Source organism: Stenotrophomonas sp. YJH_SMC_106-19 (assembly GCF_059368375.1).
Genome location: NZ_JCAFRQ010000001.1, coordinates 943,538 through 960,449, shown reverse-complemented (window position 1 = coordinate 960,449; position 16,912 = coordinate 943,538). Strand labels below are relative to the sequence as shown.

The 16,912-nt window shown below is 68.1% G+C and carries 20 protein-coding genes and 1 other RNA gene; 4 read left to right on the top strand and 17 right to left on the bottom strand.

Going from position 1 to position 16,912, the window contains the following annotated elements:
* Positions 1–6 precede the first annotated feature (6 nt).
* A complete protein-coding gene (gene thiE, locus AC5P5M_RS04270) occupies positions 7–633 on the bottom strand; it encodes a thiamine phosphate synthase (RefSeq protein ID WP_111186788.1) in 627 nt (208 codons plus the stop codon).
* A 34-nt stretch (positions 634–667) separates the two neighbouring features.
* On the opposite strand from thiE, the gene AC5P5M_RS04265 reads away from it, so the two are divergent.
* Positions 668–892 (top strand): rubredoxin, encoded by a 225-nt coding sequence (locus tag AC5P5M_RS04265; protein WP_053519835.1) that lies wholly within the window; start codon positions 668–670, stop codon positions 890–892.
* Between the two features lie 39 nt (positions 893–931).
* Here the strand turns inward: AC5P5M_RS04265 and AC5P5M_RS04260 are convergent, their stop codons facing one another.
* From AC5P5M_RS04260 to AC5P5M_RS04225, 8 genes are all read right to left on the bottom strand, one after another.
* Positions 932–1,777: a SirB1 family protein gene (locus tag AC5P5M_RS04260; RefSeq protein WP_053519834.1), complete on the bottom strand. Its 846-nt coding sequence runs from the start codon at positions 1,775–1,777 to the stop codon at positions 932–934.
* Positions 1,778–1,910: 133 nt separating this feature from the next.
* Complete coding sequence (locus AC5P5M_RS04255; protein ID WP_053519833.1) at positions 1,911–2,357, bottom strand: DUF192 domain-containing protein; 447 nt, start codon at positions 2,355–2,357, stop codon at positions 1,911–1,913.
* A gap of 23 nt (positions 2,358–2,380) precedes the next feature.
* On the bottom strand, positions 2,381–3,028 hold the full coding sequence (gene rpiA / locus AC5P5M_RS04250) for a ribose-5-phosphate isomerase RpiA (protein WP_197600573.1): 648 nt from the start codon (positions 3,026–3,028) through the stop codon (positions 2,381–2,383).
* Positions 3,029–3,050: 22 nt separating this feature from the next.
* The gene (locus AC5P5M_RS04245) at positions 3,051–3,530 is read right to left on the bottom strand and encodes an EVE domain-containing protein (RefSeq protein WP_053519831.1); all 480 of its coding nucleotides are present in this window, start codon (positions 3,528–3,530) and stop codon (positions 3,051–3,053) included.
* Positions 3,527–4,120 carry a 5-formyltetrahydrofolate cyclo-ligase gene (locus AC5P5M_RS04240; protein ID WP_065181691.1) on the bottom strand — a complete coding sequence of 198 codons (594 nt, stop codon included), beginning with the start codon at positions 4,118–4,120 and terminating at the stop codon, positions 3,527–3,529. The genes AC5P5M_RS04245 and AC5P5M_RS04240 overlap by 4 nt, the downstream gene beginning before the upstream one ends.
* Before the next feature lie 83 nt (positions 4,121–4,203).
* Positions 4,204–4,389: non-coding RNA, 6S RNA (gene ssrS, locus AC5P5M_RS04235), on the bottom strand.
* A gap of 98 nt (positions 4,390–4,487) precedes the next feature.
* Complete coding sequence (locus AC5P5M_RS04230) at positions 4,488–4,784, bottom strand: cell division protein ZapA (RefSeq protein ID WP_053519829.1); 297 nt, start codon at positions 4,782–4,784, stop codon at positions 4,488–4,490.
* Positions 4,781–5,002, bottom strand: a complete 222-nt coding sequence (locus tag AC5P5M_RS04225; RefSeq protein WP_005410898.1) for a TIGR02449 family protein — start codon at positions 5,000–5,002, stop codon at positions 4,781–4,783. The genes AC5P5M_RS04230 and AC5P5M_RS04225 overlap by 4 nt, the downstream gene beginning before the upstream one ends.
* A 153-nt stretch (positions 5,003–5,155) precedes the next feature.
* On the opposite strand from AC5P5M_RS04225, the gene AC5P5M_RS04220 reads away from it, so the two are divergent.
* Together AC5P5M_RS04220 and AC5P5M_RS04215 are read left to right on the top strand one after the other, a co-directional pair.
* Positions 5,156–5,704 (top strand): UPF0149 family protein, encoded by a 549-nt coding sequence (locus tag AC5P5M_RS04220; RefSeq protein ID WP_495205594.1) that lies wholly within the window; start codon positions 5,156–5,158, stop codon positions 5,702–5,704.
* Between the two features lie 5 nt (positions 5,705–5,709).
* Complete coding sequence (locus tag AC5P5M_RS04215; RefSeq protein WP_111186809.1) at positions 5,710–7,032, top strand: aminopeptidase P N-terminal domain-containing protein; 1,323 nt, start codon at positions 5,710–5,712, stop codon at positions 7,030–7,032.
* A gap of 569 nt (positions 7,033–7,601) precedes the next feature.
* Here the strand turns inward: AC5P5M_RS04215 and pepQ are convergent.
* The 7 genes from pepQ to rph form a co-directional block, all read right to left on the bottom strand.
* The gene (pepQ, locus tag AC5P5M_RS04210) at positions 7,602–8,933 is read right to left on the bottom strand and encodes a Xaa-Pro dipeptidase (protein ID WP_065175724.1); all 1,332 of its coding nucleotides are present in this window, start codon (positions 8,931–8,933) and stop codon (positions 7,602–7,604) included.
* A 75-nt stretch (positions 8,934–9,008) separates the two neighbouring features.
* Positions 9,009–9,383, bottom strand: coding sequence for a PilZ domain-containing protein (locus AC5P5M_RS04205; protein WP_065175725.1), 375 nt, complete (start codon positions 9,381–9,383; stop codon positions 9,009–9,011).
* Complete coding sequence (locus AC5P5M_RS04200; RefSeq protein ID WP_065181688.1) at positions 9,380–11,650, bottom strand: DUF1631 family protein; 2,271 nt, start codon at positions 11,648–11,650, stop codon at positions 9,380–9,382. Before AC5P5M_RS04200 ends, AC5P5M_RS04205 begins: the two co-directional genes overlap by 4 nt.
* Positions 11,651–11,822: 172 nt before the next feature.
* A complete protein-coding gene (gene hemW, locus AC5P5M_RS04195; RefSeq protein WP_081284382.1) occupies positions 11,823–13,049 on the bottom strand; it encodes a radical SAM family heme chaperone HemW in 1,227 nt (408 codons plus the stop codon).
* A gap of 56 nt (positions 13,050–13,105) precedes the next feature.
* A complete protein-coding gene (gene rdgB / locus AC5P5M_RS04190) occupies positions 13,106–13,702 on the bottom strand; it encodes an RdgB/HAM1 family non-canonical purine NTP pyrophosphatase (protein WP_053519467.1) in 597 nt (198 codons plus the stop codon).
* Positions 13,699–14,088: a VOC family protein gene (locus AC5P5M_RS04185; RefSeq protein WP_074899697.1), complete on the bottom strand. Its 390-nt coding sequence runs from the start codon at positions 14,086–14,088 to the stop codon at positions 13,699–13,701. Before AC5P5M_RS04185 ends, rdgB begins: the two co-directional genes overlap by 4 nt.
* Positions 14,085–14,810: a ribonuclease PH gene (gene rph / locus AC5P5M_RS04180; protein ID WP_053519465.1), complete on the bottom strand. Its 726-nt coding sequence runs from the start codon at positions 14,808–14,810 to the stop codon at positions 14,085–14,087. Before rph ends, AC5P5M_RS04185 begins: the two co-directional genes overlap by 4 nt.
* Positions 14,811–14,933: 123 nt before the next feature.
* Between rph and AC5P5M_RS04175 the strand changes: the two genes are divergently transcribed.
* Complete coding sequence (locus tag AC5P5M_RS04175) at positions 14,934–15,794, top strand: YicC/YloC family endoribonuclease (protein ID WP_053519464.1); 861 nt, start codon at positions 14,934–14,936, stop codon at positions 15,792–15,794.
* 33 nt (positions 15,795–15,827) lie between these two features.
* Here AC5P5M_RS04175 and selD read toward each other — a convergent pair whose 3' ends face one another.
* A complete protein-coding gene (selD, locus tag AC5P5M_RS04170) occupies positions 15,828–16,907 on the bottom strand; it encodes a selenide, water dikinase SelD (RefSeq protein WP_262100485.1) in 1,080 nt (359 codons plus the stop codon).
* Between the last annotated feature and the right edge of the window lie 5 nt (positions 16,908–16,912).

Here is a 16,912-nt window from a genome sequence, read left to right as displayed (position 1 = left end):
TGGGTGTTACCGGAACTGGGCGAGGTAGGCGCGCTGGGTGGCGACCGGGTCCGCTGCGGCGTAGATGCCGCTGACCACGGCCACCAGGTCGGCTCCGGCCTCGATGAGGGGACCGACATTGTCCGGCGTCAGGCCGCCGATCGCCACCCGCGGTACGCCCAGTGCGGCGCTCTGCCGCAGCAGATCGATGTGGGCACGGCTGGTGGTGATCTTGGTGGTGGTCGGAAAGAAGGCGCCGAAGGCCACATAGCTGGCGCCAGCGGCTGCGGCGGCCTCGGCGTTGGCCAGCTGGTCGTAGCAGGAGGCGCCGATGATGGCGTCGGCACCGAGCAGGGCGCGCGCGCTGGCGATGTCGCCGTCGGTACCGCCCAGATGCACGCCGGCTGCGCCCACGGCCCGGGCCAGTACCGGGTCATCATTGACGATCAGCGGCACGCCGTGCTCTGCGCACAGCGCCTGCAGTGCGGTGGCCTGTTCCAGCCGCAGCGCGTCGCTGGCGGTCTTGTTGCGGTACTGCAGCCAGGTGGCGCCGGCGGCCAGCAAGGGCGCGGTGCGGGCCAGCAGGCGTGCGGTGTCGGGCTCATCCGGGGTGATGAGGTAGACGCCACGGGGCGCCGGGGAAGCAGAGGTCATCGATGGCTACCGGTGAGTGGACCGCGATGGGACAATGGCGGCCCGTGAATTCAACCCCGATTATCCGATGAGCGACGCCACCCCCACCACCCTGCGTACCTGGATGTGCGTGGTCTGCGGCTTCCTTTACCACGAGGCCGACGGTCTGCCGGAAGAGGGCATTGCGCCGGGCACGCGCTGGGAAGACATTCCGGACACCTGGACCTGCCCCGACTGCGGCGTCACCAAGGCCGATTTCGAGATGGTCGAGGTCGATTGACGGACGTGGGGCGGGCCGCAGGTCCGCGCACCGACCGCCTCAATGCAGCCGTGGCATCGGCCCGCCCAGATCGATCAGCTTCTCGCGCAGCCACTGCGCGTCGCTGGCCTCGGGATTGCGCTTGAGGTACTGCCCCAGATCGTGCCGGGCTCCCGTCAGGTACTCCAGCTGCAGGTAGGCCAGGCCCCGGTCGCGCAGGGCGTCGTCCTGCTCCGGCGCCAGCTTCAGCAGGCGGTCGGCACTGCGCGCGGCACGGTCCCATTCACCGGCCTCGGCATACACGCCGTGCAGGTTGCGCAGCATCCGCATCAGGATCGCGCGGGACGGTGCCGGATCGAGAATCTGCGCCAGCACCTGGTCGTCGGGCATCTGCCCGCCCAGATGTGACTTTGCGCGCTCCCGCAGTTCGTCCACATCCAGCGGCCGACCGCCGTTGAACGGGTCCATCACCAGGACACCGTCATCCACCGGCAGGCGCACCAGGAAGTGGCCGGGGAAGGACACGCCGTCCAGCGGAATGCCAAGCCGCCGCGCGACCTCCATCTGTACCAGCGCCAGCGAGATCGGATTGCCGAGCCTGCGCTCGAATACCTGGTTGAGATAACTGTTGCGCGGATCGTAATACTCGTCGTGGTCGCCGCTGTAGCCCAGTTCGTCGAACAGGTGGCGATTGATCGCGGCCATTTTCAGCGGACTGCGCTCGATGCTGTCCACTTCGGCGCGAAGGTGGTCGACATGGCTCTGGATCAACGCGTCGTAGGTGGACGGCTGCAGATCCGGATATTCATCGCGCGCGATCAGCAGCGCGGTCGGCAACAACGGCAGCGCCTCGTCTTCGAGGTCGGCCAGTGCATCCCAGTCGGGGAGTGTGATCCGGTCCGGCATGGTCACAGACTGGCGGCAATCGCAGACGGATTCAAGCGGTGTGGCGTGAAAAATCCAGGGGTCAGATCCCGTCCGCGTGCGAAAGGGATCCGACCCCGACCGGGGTGCCGGCCGGCCGCCGGGCCGCGTGGGCCTACTTCTCGATGCCCGGGCCGAAGGTCAGTTCGGTACCGTCCTTCAGCTTGAGCTTCTCGGCCTGGCCGGCGTTGAGTTCCAGCACGTACCGGGCCGGGCCGCCGCTGGGATAGGGCGGGCACATGTCGCCGGCCGAGCAGGGCGGCACGTCGCGCTGCTGGCTCACCAGCCGGCGCTGGCTGTCGAAGTACAGGATGTCCAGCGCGATCTTGGTGTTCTTCATCCAGTACGCCTGCATTTCCTCGCGGTCATGGATGAACAGCATGCCGTGGTCAACGGGCATCTGGTCGCGGAACATCAGCCCGCGTGCGCGGGTCTCATCATTGGTTGCCAGCTCCACGTGGTAGCGGGCGCCGTCCAGTTCGACCCAGTGACGGGCCGCATCGGTGGCACAGCCGGCCAGGGCGAGCAAGGGAAGCATCAGCAGCGAACGCAGCAGCGACATCGTCAGGATCCTTCGCGTGAGGGTCAGAGCACGACCGGCGGTTCGCCGCCGATGATCACCACGTCGGCACGGCGACGGGCAAACAGGCCGACGCAGACCACGCCCGGCAGCTGGTTGAGTTCGCGCTCGAGCTTTTCCGGATCGGTGATCTGCAGGTTGTGGATGTCCAGGATCTGGTTGCCGTTGTCGGTGACCACGCCCTCGCGCCAGGTCGGCTGGCCCCCGGTCATGTCGCGGATCTGCCGGGCCACCAGGCTGCGTGCCATCGGAATCACTTCCACCGGCAGCGGGAACCTGCCCAGCACCGGGACCTGCTTGCTCGGGTCGACGATGCAGACGAAGCGCTCGCTGGCCTCGGCAATGATCTTCTCGCGGGTCAGTGCAGCGCCACCGCCTTTGATCAGGCACTTGCCGGGATCGCACTCGTCGGCGCCGTCGACGTACAGCGACAGGGTGCCGGTGTGGTTCAGCTCGATCACCTCGATCCCGTGCTGCTTCAGGCGCGCGGTGCTCTGTTCCGAGCTGGACACCGCACCCTTGATGCGATGCTGGATGCGCGCCAGCGCATCGATGAAATAGGCGACGGTGGAACCGGTGCCGACACCGACGATCATGCCGTCTTCGACGTACTCGATGGCTTTCTCGGCGGCCAGGCGCTTGGCTTCGGACATGGGAGGAACTCTCAGCAGGGAATCAGGATTTCTTTTCCAGCGACAGCAGCAGCTTCCACTGCGCGGCGGTCACCGGGAACACCGACAGCCGGTTGCCCTTGGCAACCAGCGGGAAGCCCTCGCCCAGCGCTTCAGCGTGCAGCTTGATCTCGTCCAGCGCGATCACCTGCCTGAGCTTGCGGTCGAAGGCCACGTCCACCAGCATCCAGCGCGGGTTCTCGCGCGTGCTTTTCGGGTCGTGGTAGTCGGATTTCGGGTCGAACTGGGTATCGTCCGGGTAGGCCGGGCTGGCGACCGTGGCCAGGCCGACGATGCCGGGGACCTTGGTATTGGAGTGGTAGAACAGGATGCCGTCGCCGACCTGCATGCCATCGCGCATGAAGTTGCGCGCCTGGTAGTTGCGTACCCCGTTCCACGGCTCGACCTTGACCCGGGCCAGGTCATCGATGGAGAAGGCGTCCGGCTCGGACTTCATCAGCCAATAGCGCTTGCGGGCGGTCATGCGTTCACGGGGGCAGCGGAGGGGAACAGGGTGCCGGCTTCGGTGCAGATCGCATCCACCGGCACGTCCCACGACGCCACCGGCAAGGACTCGACCTGCTGCACCGCGAAGGCAGCACCGACCAGCCAGGGCGGCGCCGGCCGGTCGTGGCGGAAGGCGAAGCTGCGATCATACCAGCCGCCCCCCATGCCCAGCCGCCGGCACTGTGTGTCGAAACCCACCAGCGGGGTCACTACCAGCGCCATCTGCGCCGGTTCCAGCGTGTCTTCCACGGCCACGTCCGGTTCCGGAATGCCGTAGCGGTTGCCGGTCAGGGGCTGACCGGGCCGCCAGGGCGCGAAGCGCAGCGTGTCGCCGGCCAGCACCGGCAGGCAGTAGGTGAGTCCATCGGGCAGCTGCAGCTGCCAGCGATGCAGCGCGATCTCACCGTCCAGCGCCCAATAGCCGGCAACGTAGCCGTGAAGCGGCGCAAACGGCAACGCCAGCAGCCCATCGGCAAGGACATCGGCGGCGGCGATGCGCTCGCTGGCGGAAAGGTCGCGGCGGCGTTGCCGCAGGTCGTGGCGCAGGGCCTGGCGCGGGTCGGTCATGGCAGCGTGCGGCAAGGAACAGCCGTCATTGTGCCGGAAAGAACAAGGGCGACGCCCGAAGACGCCGCCCTTGCTGGAATATTGCATTCTCCGCAATGTCGATGCATGCGAAACGACCTTGAACCCGGGGGCTCAAGTGGGAACGCTGGAGAACCATCGGGCTTCCCGCTACAAGGCGGACCTGCACTCCCGGCGCTGTCGCGCTCCCGGTGTCGTTCTTAAGGGACAAGGCGAATGTTTGCACATGCCGTCGAGTACCGCAGAGAACGCAGGGCCATTATAGCGGCCGGTCCTGATCTGGATAGGCCGTTCGTCGGCAACAGTCCGTGCCAATTCAGAAATGAGAAGACGCGTGTCGCGCGATCTGTCAGGGATTGCCGTCGATGGCGCGGTCCAGCCGCCGGTTCAGGTCGGCCAGCGTCTGCTGCAGGGCCACGGCCTGGCGGGCGTTCTCGTCACGCAGCAGCTGCAGTTCATGGGCCAGGTTCAGTGCCGCCAGGACCGCGATGCGGTCGACCGCCGCCATGCGGTTGCTGCCACGGATCTCGCGCATCCGTGCGTCGAGCAGGCGCGCGGCCGCCATCAGGCTGTCGCGTTCATCGGCACCCACGCCGACGGTGTACTCGCGGTCGAGGATGCGGACGCTGACCGGTTCGGCGCTCATGTGTGCTGCTCCAGGGATTTGAGCCGGCTGATCATCGCTTCCACCCGCGAGCGCGCCTGTTCGTTCTTGGCCAGCAGCGTCGAGCGCTCGGCCACCAGCTGTTCCTGCTGGTGGCGCAGGCTGCGGTTCTCTTCGGCCAGGCGCTGGTTGCGTTCAAGCAACGCTTCCACGCGGGCGGCGAAGTCCTGCAGCTGGGCAAGGGGATCGGCGGGTTCCATGCAGGCACGATAGGCAAGCCGGGTCAGGACGGTCAAGCGCTGTCGCAGCATGCCCGGATGGCCACGGGGAGGTCGCTATCGGGTTGCTACACTACAGGGCTCACGGGCGCGCGCGTGCGCGCTCGGGGTTTCCTTCTCCGAACGAGCCGCACGATGACCGAACTTCCCTCCGTCGACGACGTTTCCCGCGCCAGCCAGGACCTGGGCCTGGGCGCCACCGCTGCCGAGCTGCATGGCGGCCTGTGCGGCTGGCTGGCCGCCGGTGGAGCTCCCGGCAACGACTGGCCGGCGCGTGTGCTGGCCGACGACAGCCTGCTGCCGGTGGCGGCCGACAGCGCCCTCGGGCAGTTGTTGCAGGCCACCATCAAGCAGCTGGAGGACCGCGATTTCGCGTTCGAGCTGCTGCTGAGCGACAGCGAGGACGTGGCTGCGCAGGCCGACGCCATGTTCAGCTGGACCCGCGCCTTCCTGGGTGGATTCGGACTGGGCAGTGGCGGCCGTCGTCCGGCCCTGTCCGAAGAGGGCGAAGAGGCGCTGACCGACATGGCCAGCCTGGCGCGTGCTTCCAGCGAGGATTTCGAGGCGGGTGGCGAGGACGACGATGAGGCGCTGTCGGAGATCGAGGAATTCATCCGCGTGGCGGTGCTGCTGCTGCACGGCGATGTGGTGCTGGCCGCGCGCCACCGGCAGCGCCTGAACTGATGGACATCAAGCAGCGCACCGGCATCGCGGCCGGCGAGTACAAGCGTCGTCGCCGGCAGCTGATGGACATGGCCGGCGAAGACGCCATTCTGGTGCTGCCCGCCGCGTCCGAGAAGGTGCGCAGCCTGGATACCCATTACCCGTACCGGCAGGATTCGGACTTCCAGTACCTGAGCGGCTTCCCGGAGCCGGAAGCCGTGCTGGTGCTGATTCCCGGGCGTCGTCACGGCGAGGCGATCCTGTTCTGCCGCGAACGCGATGCCGAGCGCGAGGCCTGGGACGGCAGCCGCGCCGGCCAGGAAGGCGCCGTGGCGCAGTTCGGCATGGACGATGCCTATCCGATCGACGATCTGGACGACATCCTTCCGGGCCTGCTGGAGGGACGCTCGCGCGTCTACTACCACTTCGGCCGTGACGCGGACTTCGACCTGAAGCTGATCGGCTGGGTCAACCGTGTCCGCTCCCAGGTGCGCCACGGTGCGCAGCCGCCGCACGAGTTCCTGGAGCTGGGCCACCTGCTGCATGAGCAGCGCCTGTTCAAGTCCGGCGCGGAGGTGGCGCTGATGCAGCACGCCGCGCAGATCAGCGTGCGTGCGCACCTGGCAGCGATGAAGGCGGCGAAGGCGGGCATCCATGAGTACGAACTGCAGGCCGAACTGGAGCGCGTGTTCCGTGCCAGCGATGCGGTGCCGGCGTACTGCAGCATCGTCGGCGCCGGCCGCAACGGGTGCATCCTGCACTATCGCGACAACAACGGGCGTGCGCGCGACGGCGAGCTGGTGCTGATCGATGCGGGTGCCGAGTACCGTGGCTACGCCAGCGACATCACCCGCACCTTCCCGGTGAACGGGCGCTTCAGCGCCGAGCAGCGCGCGCTGCATGATCTGGTCGGCCAGGCCCAGGCGGCGGCGCTGGCCCAGGCCCGGCCCGGCGTACCCTACGAAGCCGGCCACCTGGCGGCGGTGCAGACGCTGACCGAAGGCCTGCTGCGGCTCGGCCTGCTGAAGGGCACGCTGGAGAAGAATCTTTCCGAGGGCCTGTACCAGCGTTTCTACCGGCACAAGACCGGCCACTGGATCGGGCTGGATGTGCACGACGTGGGCGACTACCGCCTGGCCGGGGACTCGCGGCTGCTGGAGCCCGGTATGGCGTTCACCATCGAGCCGGGCCTGTACATCGGCGTGGACGATACGACGGTGGAGCCGCGCTGGCGTGGCATCGGCATCCGCACCGAGGACGATGTGCTGATCACCGACGATGGCCATCGCGTGCTGACCGAAGGGCTGGCGCGGAGTGCGGACGAGATCGAAGCGGTGATGGCGGGTTGAGGGTTGCCGGCAGGGCTTGCAGCCCTGCACCCGCAGACGCAACAGCTGGAGCAACAGCAACAGCGGGCTATCCGTGGGATGGCGGGGCACTGTGGGTTTGCGGGGACGCCGTGAACCCGTCCATGGGGGCTTGGTCGCGGCATCCATGCCGCTCACACCCCGCAAACCCACAGTGCCCCGCCTTCGACAGGTTCACGCGGCTGTTGGTGGGGGCCGACCGTTGGTCGGCACATCTGTCAGATATCGAATGAATCATCCACGCATGGCGTGGATCTACTGGTAATTGCGGCTGCTGGTAGGTGTCGACCTTGGTCGACACGGAGCGAGCGCAGCGAGCGACCCGCTTCTGCTTTTCTTTTTTCTTTTCCGTGGTTGGACGCGCAGGAAACTGTCAAGGGTGGGGCGGGTGGGCCATGCAGGGGCGTTGGCGCCATGGATGGCGCCATCGAGCTTACAGGGACGTACTTGCAGCGTCCCCTGCATGGCCTACCCGCCCCGCCAAGCGCGCATCACGCATGATGCCAGTCGACTAACAGTCGACTCTACCTGTGAGGCCAACCACGAGGGGCTCAGCCGTTGGCTGCCGCAAACTCCGGTCGCGTCAGGTTGTCCGCTTCGCCATCGGTGCACAGCACTTCGTCCTCGATGCGGATGCCGCCATACGGACGGAAGAAGTCCACGCGCTCCCAGTTGATCGCATCGCCATGGCCGGCGTCCTTGACCTCGTTCAACAGCATGTCGATGAAGTACAGGCCCGGCTCGATGGTCACCACCATCCCCGGTTCCAGCATGCGGGTCAGACGCAGGTAGGGATGACCCGCCGGACGTTCGATCCGGCCGCCTTCGTCGCTGGCGGCGAATCCGGCCACGTCATGCACCTGCAGGCCGATCAGATGGCCGATGCCGTGCGGGAAGAATGCGGCGCTGACGCCGGTTTCCAGCGCGGTCTGCGGCGATACCCTGATGACGCCGAAGTCCTTCAGAACGCCCATCAGCGACAGATGCGCGTCCACGTGCAGCGTCCTGTAATCAACGCCCGGGCGCACCGCCGCGCACATCTGCTGCTGGGCGGCATCGACGGCAGCGATCATCGCAGCGAATTCGTCGTGGCCGTGCGCCGCGTAGGTACGGGTGATGTCGCTGGCGTAGCCGTGCGCGCTGGCGCCGGCATCGATGAGGAAGCTGCGCAGCGGCTGCGGTGCCTTGCGGCCCAGTTCGGTGTAGTGCAGAACGGCGGCGTGCTCGTTCAACGCCACGATGTTGCCGTAGGGCAGTTCATTGGCGTCCTGGCCCACCGCCTGGCAGTACGCCATGTGGATGCTGAACTCGTCGGCACCGTTGCGGAACGCGGCTTCGGCGGCGCGATGGCCGCGCACGCCCAGCACCTGCGCCTGGCGCATCAGGGCGATCTCGTAGGGCGTCTTGCTGCCACGGTGCCATTCCAGGTAATTCACCACCGCCGGAGGATTGTTCGGCACGTGGCTGCCCAGTGCGCTCTGCGGCTCACCCAGGATCGCGCAGCGCGACGGATCGGCCGGCAGCAACGCCAGCGCTTCATCCGGCGTGCGGATGATGTGGATGTCGAAGTGCTCCACCCACCAGCCGCTCGGCGCGTCCGGCACTACGTGCCAGTAATCGAACGGCTGATGGAAGATCACCACCGGCCGCTTGCCGGGCGTAAACACGATCCAGCTGTTGGGCACGCGCGTCAGCGGCAACCATGCCTTGAACTGCGGATTCACCGCATAGGGATAGTCGCGATCATCAAACACCTGGTAGTGCAGGGTGCCGCTGGGCACCACGAGGTGATCAAAGCCGCCGCGCGCCAGCGCCTGCTCGGCGCGTCGGCACAGCACGGCCAGGTGATCGGGATACAGGGCGCCGGGGTCTTGCTGGATCATTGCGGTGGCTCGACACGGAAAACGGCCCTAGATTCTGCCGTATACCGGCGGAAACCGCTGTGCCGGAACCGGCAGTCAGTCCGTCGAAAGCGGTCCTTCGTCGCTGTCTTCGCCTACCCACTGCCGCAGCAGCTGGCGGTGTTCGCGTGACAGGGTGAGGAACCGGAAGCCCACCCAGCTCTGTCCCGGGGCGTGCGCCGGCTCGCTCCACAACAGGTGCACGCCCACATCGATGGCTGCCTGCTGGCCATCGCCCAGCGGCAGCGGGAAGCGGAACTGATACAGCGCGTCGTCGCGCAGCGCAGTGCTGGCCAGCATCAGCATGCCGGTTTCGGACACATTGCCAAGGCGACCGACCACGCAGTCGCGCATCTGGTCGGTCACCGGCACCAGGTCCGACACCTGGCGTCGGGGGGCGCGGCGGGTGTCCTGCGGCGGCGTCATGCTCATGCGGGGGTGTCCTGCGGGTTGCGGCCGGCAAGCGCACGCAGGGCGCCCAGGCTGGCCTTCCAAGCGCGGTCGACCAGCCGGCCCTTGTCTTCGGTGACCAGATGCGCACGCCCAGCGCTGATCTGCCGCGCCAGGCTGTCGAGGTCGGTTTCGGCAATCTTCTGCCCGCGCGGATTGACGAACAGCACATGGCCGGTCAGCAGGCTGTACCAGGACAGGCGCTGGCGGCGAAGCGTGCCGTCGCCGTTGTCGATGTCGAACCAGCTGCCGAAGGGCAGGGAGCACAGCTGTTCGTAGGCGGCCTCCTCCGCACTGCTGCGTGGCGCGGCAGGGGCGGACGCACTGCGGCTGTCGGTGTGCTCGCCCAGCCGGGCGCGGGCCTTCAGCCGCGCGCTGAGTTCGGTACGCGACGTGCTGTCGTCCTCGCCCCCGGGCGTGGCCAGGCGACGGGCCACCGCTGAGGCTTCCTCGGCGTGATAGCCCACCTGCAGCAGCGCGGCCTCCACATCGGCGGCCAAGGCGCCATCGGTGCCATCGACGCCGTTGGCGGCGGTTGCAGTAACGGCCGCGATGCGCTCGGTCTGCTGCAGCCGCTCCTGCCACTGGGGCGAGTCCTCGCCATGGCGCAGCCGGGTCAGGGTCAGCGCGTCGGACCAGGCCTGGCGCAGCAGGGTCTGGACGAAGCGCGGCGGCTGCTGCGTGCTGCAGCACTGCTCGATCTGGGCGCTGGCCTGGCGCCGCGCGAGTTCCAGGCGCTCCCTGCCGCGCGCGGCTTCGACGTGGCGGCGTTCGGCCAGTTCGGCGCGATGGGCGGCCGCGCGCTGGTGCTGCTGCACCTCTTCGTTGGCAGCAGCGAAGGCTTCCGGCGTGCGTGCATCCTCGCCGAGCAGGCTCTGCACGCTCTGTGCCATGCGCTGCAGAAACTGCGGATCGACGTCGTCGTCCCCCAGCCAGCGGGCACCGGCTTCGGCGATATGGTTGAGCAGCTCGCGCGCAGGATGCTCGTCGCGTACGAAGAAGCCCGGATCGGCCATCGCTGCACGTGCCAACGGTACCTGCAGGCGCGCCAGCAGGGCGGCGGGCACCGGGTCCGGGCGCTGCTGCTGCTGGATCTGCTGCATCAACAGGCGCAGCAGGTCCAGGTTGTCGCGATCATGGCTGCCGATCTGCGCATGCGGGCCATGCTCGCTGCGCAGCTGCGCGACCACGGCGGCCTGCAGGTCGACCACACCGGTAGCGGCGCTGGCCTGGTTTTGCAGCCTTGCCAATACCGCATCGACGGCAGCAGTCGGTACCGCAGGCGCGTCTGCCGCCGGCGTGGTACGCGCGCGCTGCAGCAGGTCGTGCAGCAGGGTGCCGGTGGCGGTGGTCAGCCCGGGGGTCGCTGCAGCGGATGCGGAACCGGACTGGAAGGCATCCTGCATCAGGGTCGACCAGGAGCCGGCAGGCAGGTTCTCGCCCCAGCCGGTCATGGGGGCCGCCGCGCGCCTGGCTGGCTGCGTGGCACGGCCGCCAGCGACGGACTGGGTGATGATCCTTCGCGTACTCGACGAGCGGGCCAGATACGGGGTGTAGACCAGGCCCGGCAGCACGCCCTGCTGGGCGAGCAGGGCATTGGCCCGATCAAGCAGGTCGCCCAGGCGTTCCAGCACCTGGCGCTCGAAACTGCGATACAGCGCCAGCTGCACCTCTGCCCCGAGGCCATCCTGTTCGGCGACCCTGCGCACCATCGCGCACAGCGCCTGCGGTGCCAGCGGAAGGGTATCGGCTTCGAACGCAGGCGCCGCAGCCAGCACGCCCAGGCGCTGGCCGAGCAGGTTCAGGGCGTTGGCCGAGCGCTGCGTCTCGCGCCGGACCATTTCGGTGAGCAGCAGGTCGCGGTCGACCTCGTGCTCGTCGACCAGCGACAGGCCGATCGTGCCCGGCAGTGCGGGCGGTGGTGCTGCTGCCGTGAAGGCGGTCGGTTCGCGCAGCCGCGCCAGTGCCTCGGCCACCGCATCGAGCATGCGCTCGCTGAAGTGGCCGGCGAAGGCATGCAGTTGGCTACGCTGCGCCATCAGTTCAGCCTGCTGCTGCGGACTGCGCGCGCGGTCGGCATCGTGCAACAGGAGTTGTTCCAGCGCTTCGACGGTCAGGATCAGCGGCGCGGTCAGTGCCTGCCGGCACAGGCCGGTCAACGCCCCCAGCAGTTCACGTACCCGCGGTGGCAGGTCGGTGCTGGCCAGGCGGGCAGCGTCGGTGGCGGAGAGGGAGAAGACAGCTGACATCGGCGTGCGGTACCCGGATTCCCGCGGAGCGATCCTGTGAATTTACCGTGTCGGCCGAGGCCGGCGCTACTTTAGGGTGAATGCACACGCTGCACGCCGGGCATGGCCCGGCGCTACCGCATGCTGGCCGCCGGGTGGCGCCGGGCCATGCCCGGCGGGTGCGACGGGGCGCTCATTCGTCCAGGAACAGGCTCACCACATCATTGGTGAAACGGCGGCCCAGTTCGGTCGGGCGGACCTGGCCATCGGCCGTCTCCAGCCAGCCGCGCTGCACGGCCTCGGCCAGCGGTGCGTCGAGCACGCTGCGCGGCAGGCCGGTGCGCGATTCAAAATCACGCAGGCTGAAGCCCTCGTGCAGGCGCAGCAGGTTGAGCATGTACTCGAACGGAAGCCGCGCGGGCGTGATCACCTCATCGCCACCGAACGACGCCGGGGTGCCAGCGCTGTCCAGGTAGGCCTGCGGATGCTTGAGCTTCCAGCGCCGCAGCACGTGCTCTTCGGCGCCGGAACTGATCTTGCCGTGTGCACCGGCGCCGATGCCCAGGTAATCGCCGAAGCGCCAGTAGTTCAGATTGTGCGCGCTCTGCCGGCCGGGGCGCGCGTAGGCGCTGACCTCGTACTGGCCGAAGCCGGCCTGCGCCAGCAGCGCCTGGCAGTGTTCCTGCATGTCCCAGGCGTTGTCTTCATCGGGAATGCCCTGCGGCGGGCGCGCGAAGAACACCGTGTTCGGTTCCAGGGTCAGCTGGTAGTGCGAGATGTGCGCCGGCTGCAGTGCAAAGGCGCGCTCGAGGTCCGATTCGGCACCGGCCAGCGTCTGCTCGGGCAGTGCGTACATCAGGTCGATGTTGAAATTGTCGTACCCCGCATCCTGGGCCATCTTCACCGCACGCTCGGCTTCGCCACTGTCGTGGATGCGGCCCAGCCGCTTCAGCGCTTCGTCGTCGAAGCTCTGGATGCCGAAGCTCAGGCGGTTCACGCCAGCCGCGCGGTAGCGGTCGAAGCGGCCATGCTCGGCGGTGCCGGGATTGGTTTCCAGCGTGATCTCGGCGTTCGGCGCGAAGCGCAGGCGGGCGCTGGCCTGCTGCAGGAAGCGATCGATCGCCTCCGGCGGGAACAGGCTGGGCGTGCCACCGCCGAAGAACACGCTGTGCACCACCCGGCCCCAGACCAGCGGCAGGTCCTGGTCCAGGTCGCGCAGCAGTGCATCGATGTAGGCCTCGAACGGCAGCTCGCCCTTGGCCTGGTGCGAGTTGAAATCGCAGTACGGGCATTTGCGCACGCACCACGGCAGGTGCACGTACAACGACAGCGGCGGTGGCACCAGTCGCGGTGGGCTGTCGTGGTCAGCGGAGCAGGCTTCGCCGGGCAGGTGGTTGCAGTGGTCGTGGGCGTGCGGCATGGGCTTCATCGGTAGTGCCGGCCGCTGGCCGGCTTCCCTGGTTCGATCGGATGGCTTCAGTACAGCGTCGCCAGCTGCTGCTTGAGCTGCTGCAGGGCAATGGCACGGTGGCTGATGGCGTTCTTCAGGGCCGGCTCCATTTCCGCAGCGGTCAGGCCGTGGGTGGTGTCCAGGAATACCGGGTTGTAGCCAAAACCGTTCGTGCCACGCAGTTCGCGGATGATCTGCCCTTCCCAGCGGCCCTCGCAGATCAGCGGCTGCGGGTCGGTGGCGTGGCGCAGGAGCACGATCACCGCATAGAAGCGGGCGCTGCGCTGGCCATCGGGGATGTCGGCCATCGCGTCCAGCAGCTTGGCGTTGTTGGCGGCGGCATTGGTCGGGTGGCCGGCATAGCGCGCGCTGTACAGGCCGGGTGCGCCGCCGAGCGCATCGACGATCAGCCCCGAATCATCCGCCAACGCCGGCAGGCCGGTCGCTTCGCAGGCTGCGCGCGCCTTCAGCAGCGCGTTCTCGACGAAGGTCAGGCCGGTCTCGTCGACGTCGCCCAGGCCCAGTTCGGCGGCCGAGGTGATCTGCAGCGGCAGGTCGGCAAGGATCTCCTGCATCTCCACCAGCTTGCCGGCGTTGTGGCTGGCCAGTACCAGTTTCTTCATTGACGGGGCTCCAGCAGGTCCCAGGTGTTGCCATACAGATCGCGGAACACCGCGACCGTTGCATAGGGTTCTTCGCGCGGCGATTCCAGGAACTCCACCCCGGCGGCCAGCATCGCCGCATGGTCGCGGTGGAAGTCGTCGGTGTTGAGGAAGAACGCAACGCGCCCACCGGTCTGGTTGCCGATGCGGCTGCGCTGTTCCTCGTCGCTGGCGCGCGCCAGCAGCAGGGCGGCGGCGCTGCCGTCGGTCGGTCCGACCACGACCCATCGCTTGTGGCCCTGGTCGATGTCCTCCAGCAGTGCGAAGCCGAGCTTGCCGGTATACCAGGCGATGGCCTCGTCATAGTCGGCCACCACCAGGGTGGTCAGGGCAAGGCGCCGGTTCATGCCGACAGCGCCGCCTGCTGTGCGGCCAGCAGTTCGTTCACGCCCTTTTCGGCCAGTCCCAGCAGCGCGTCCAGTTCATCGCGGCGGAAGGCATGGCCTTCGGCAGTGCCCTGCAGCTCGATGAAGCCACCGCCATCGTTCATCACCACGTTCATGTCGGTGTCGCAGTCGCTGTCTTCGGCGTAGTCCAGGTCCAGCACCGGAGTGCCGCGGTAAACGCCCACCGACACCGCTGCCACCGCACCCAGGATCGGGTTGCGCTTGATCTCGCCGCGCTTGATCAGCACGTTCACGGCGTCGACCAGGGCCACGTAGGCACCGGTGATGGCCGCGGTGCGGGTGCCGCCGTCGGCCTGCAGCACGTCGCAGTCCAGGGTGATGGTGCGTTCGCCGAGGGCATTGCGGTCCACGCAGGCGCGCAGGCTGCGGCCGATCAGGCGCTGGATCTCCAGCGTGCGGCCGCCCTGCTTGCCACGCGCCGCTTCACGGTCGCTGCGGGTGTGGGTGGCGCGCGGCAGCATGCCGTACTCGGCGGTCACCCAGCCTTCGCCCTTGCCGCGCAGGAAGCCCGGAACCCGGTTCTCGACGCTGGCCGTGCACAGCACGCGGGTTTCACCGAAGCACACCAGTACCGAGCCTTCGGCGTGGCGGGTGAAGCCGCGTTGGATGACGACCGGGCGGAGCTGGTCGGGCTGGCGGCCACTGGGGCGGGAATCGGACATGATGCGGGTTCCGTAAGGGCGGGGAGTACGCCGCCATGCCCGCGACCTTCACGGGGCGGGCAGGGGGGCTCTGGTGAGGGCGCTAGGGTACCATTCCCCCTTTGCACGCACCGGACACATTCCATGATTCGAAGCATGACCGCCTACGCGGGTGGCGAGCGGGTCACCCCGTGGGGCACGCTGGGCTGTGAGCTGCGCTCGGTCAACCACCGCTTCCTGGAGGTCGGCACCCGCCTGCCTGAAGAGCTGCGGGCATTGGAGCCGCAGCTGCGCGAGCGCATCGCCGCGCGCCTGAGCCGCGGCAAGCTGGATCTGGTGCTGCGACTGCGTGCGCCGGACGCGGCGGGGAATCTGCAGGTCGATGAGGCCCTGCTGGGCCAGCTCGGGCATCTGGCCCATCGCCTGACGTCGGATTTTCCCAACCTGCAGGTGAGCTTCACCGATCTGCTGCAGCTGCCGGGCGTGACCCGGGGCGAGGCCACCGATGCGGCGGCCCTGCAGGTCGAGGCGCTGGCCTTGCTGGATCAGGTGCTGGACGGATTCGTCGAAGCCCGCGAGCGTGAGGGCGGCAAGCTCGCCGCGGCCATTGCCGAGCGCGTGGATGGCATCGAGCGCATCGCGGGTGACGTCCGCACGCTGATTCCCGCCATCCGTGATGGCCAGCGTGCCAAGCTGGCTGCGCGCCTGGCCGATCTGCCGCATCCGGTCGATCCCGGCCGCGCCGAGCAGGAACTGGTGCTGTGGCTGCAGAAGCTGGACGTGGATGAGGAGCTGGACCGCCTGTCGAGCCACATCGTCGAGATCCGCCGCGTGCTCACGCAGCGCGAGCCGGTCGGCCGCCGCCTGGACTTCCTGCTGCAGGAGTTCAATCGTGAAGCCAACACGCTGGGCTCGAAGTCGGTGGACAGCCGCACGTCCAATGCCGCGGTCGAGCTGAAGGTGCTGATCGACCAGATCCGCGAGCAGGTGCAGAACATCGAGTGATGCTGCGGGGCGCCTTCGGGCGCCCTCATCGTTTCAGCGCACGCTGACGCCGGCAGGCCCCGCCAGCAGGTGGCCGATCACCGCGGCCTGGGCAAACCCGGCGTCGGCAAAAACGGCTTTCACCGCATCCACGGCGTCCGCTGCGCAGGATACGAGCAGGCCGCCGCTGGTCTGCGGGTCGGTCAGCAGTGGCTGCCAGTGGGCGGCCACGCCTTCGGCGAAATGCACCTGGCCGCCATACGAGGCCCAGTTGCGGTTGGATGCGCCGGTAACGCAGCCATGCTGTAGCAGTGCAAGTGTCTGTGGCAGCAGCGGTACCTGCGTGCTATCCACTTCGGCGGCCACGCCACTGGCGCGGCACACTTCCAGCAGATGGCCGAGCAGGCCGAAGCCGGTGACGTCGGTCATCGCATGCACCCCGTGCAACGCCGCCAACGGTACGCCCACGGCATTCAGGCGGGTGGTGGAGTCGAGCATCTGCCGGTAACCGTCGGCATCGAGGACGCCCTTCTTCAGCGCCGACGAATACACGCCCACGCCCAATGGCTTGCCCAGCACCAGCACATCGCCGGCGCGGGCATCGGCATTGCGCTTGAGCCGCTGCGGATCCAGCACGCCGATCGCGGCCAGGCCATAGATCGGCTCCACCGAGTCGATGCTGTGGCCCCCGGCCACCACGATGCCGGCGTCGGCACAGGCACGTTCGCCGCCCTGCAGGATGCCGCGGATCGTGTCCTGTGGCAGCGTATTGATGGGCATGCCGACGATGGCCAGTGCGAACAGCGGCCGCGCGCCCATCGCATACAGGTCCGACAGCGCATTGGTGGCGGCGATGCGGCCGAAGTCGAATGGGTCATCGACGATCGGCATGAAAAAGTCGGTGGTGGCGACGATCGCCTGGCGATCATCAAGCCGGTAGACCGCGGCATCGTCACTGGTCTCGCGGCCGACCAGCAGTTCGGCCGGCGCAGGGAACGCCGGGGTGCCCCGCAGCAGTTCGGCCAGCACGCCGGGTGCGATCTTGCAGCCACAACCGCCGCCGTGGGCCAGCGAAGTCAATCGCTGCGGAGCCTCGGCCGACGGGGGGAGTGGGGACTGCACATGCGAGGCCATGCCGG

Bases quoted from the DNA above. Each gene is read 5' to 3' on its own strand.
- thiE (WP_111186788.1), bottom strand. From the start codon at position 633: ATGACCTCTGCTTCCCCGGCGCCCCGTGGCGTCTACCTCATCACCCCG.
- AC5P5M_RS04265 (WP_053519835.1), top strand. From the start codon at position 668: ATGGCGGCCCGTGAATTCAACCCCGATTATCCGATGAGCGACGCCACC.
- AC5P5M_RS04260 (WP_053519834.1), bottom strand. From the start codon at position 1,777: ATGCCGGACCGGATCACACTCCCCGACTGGGATGCACTGGCCGACCTC.
- AC5P5M_RS04255 (WP_053519833.1), bottom strand. From the start codon at position 2,357: ATGTCGCTGCTGCGTTCGCTGCTGATGCTTCCCTTGCTCGCCCTGGCC.
- rpiA (WP_197600573.1), bottom strand. From the start codon at position 3,028: ATGTCCGAAGCCAAGCGCCTGGCCGCCGAGAAAGCCATCGAGTACGTC.
- AC5P5M_RS04245 (WP_053519831.1), bottom strand. From the start codon at position 3,530: ATGACCGCCCGCAAGCGCTATTGGCTGATGAAGTCCGAGCCGGACGCC.
- AC5P5M_RS04240 (WP_065181691.1), bottom strand. From the start codon at position 4,120: ATGACCGACCCGCGCCAGGCCCTGCGCCACGACCTGCGGCAACGCCGC.
- AC5P5M_RS04230 (WP_053519829.1), bottom strand. From the start codon at position 4,784: ATGAGCGCCGAACCGGTCAGCGTCCGCATCCTCGACCGCGAGTACACC.
- AC5P5M_RS04225 (WP_005410898.1), bottom strand. From the start codon at position 5,002: ATGGAACCCGCCGATCCCCTTGCCCAGCTGCAGGACTTCGCCGCCCGC.
- AC5P5M_RS04220 (WP_495205594.1), top strand. From the start codon at position 5,156: ATGACCGAACTTCCCTCCGTCGACGACGTTTCCCGCGCCAGCCAGGAC.
- pepQ (WP_065175724.1), bottom strand. From the start codon at position 8,933: ATGATCCAGCAAGACCCCGGCGCCCTGTATCCCGATCACCTGGCCGTG.
- AC5P5M_RS04205 (WP_065175725.1), bottom strand. From the start codon at position 9,383: ATGAGCATGACGCCGCCGCAGGACACCCGCCGCGCCCCCCGACGCCAG.
- AC5P5M_RS04200 (WP_065181688.1), bottom strand. From the start codon at position 11,650: ATGTCAGCTGTCTTCTCCCTCTCCGCCACCGACGCTGCCCGCCTGGCC.
- hemW (WP_081284382.1), bottom strand. From the start codon at position 13,049: ATGCCGCACGCCCACGACCACTGCAACCACCTGCCCGGCGAAGCCTGC.
- rdgB (WP_053519467.1), bottom strand. From the start codon at position 13,702: ATGAAGAAACTGGTACTGGCCAGCCACAACGCCGGCAAGCTGGTGGAG.
- AC5P5M_RS04185 (WP_074899697.1), bottom strand. From the start codon at position 14,088: ATGAACCGGCGCCTTGCCCTGACCACCCTGGTGGTGGCCGACTATGAC.
- rph (WP_053519465.1), bottom strand. From the start codon at position 14,810: ATGTCCGATTCCCGCCCCAGTGGCCGCCAGCCCGACCAGCTCCGCCCG.
- AC5P5M_RS04175 (WP_053519464.1), top strand. From the start codon at position 14,934: ATGATTCGAAGCATGACCGCCTACGCGGGTGGCGAGCGGGTCACCCCG.
- selD (WP_262100485.1), bottom strand. From the start codon at position 16,907: ATGGCCTCGCATGTGCAGTCCCCACTCCCCCCGTCGGCCGAGGCTCCG.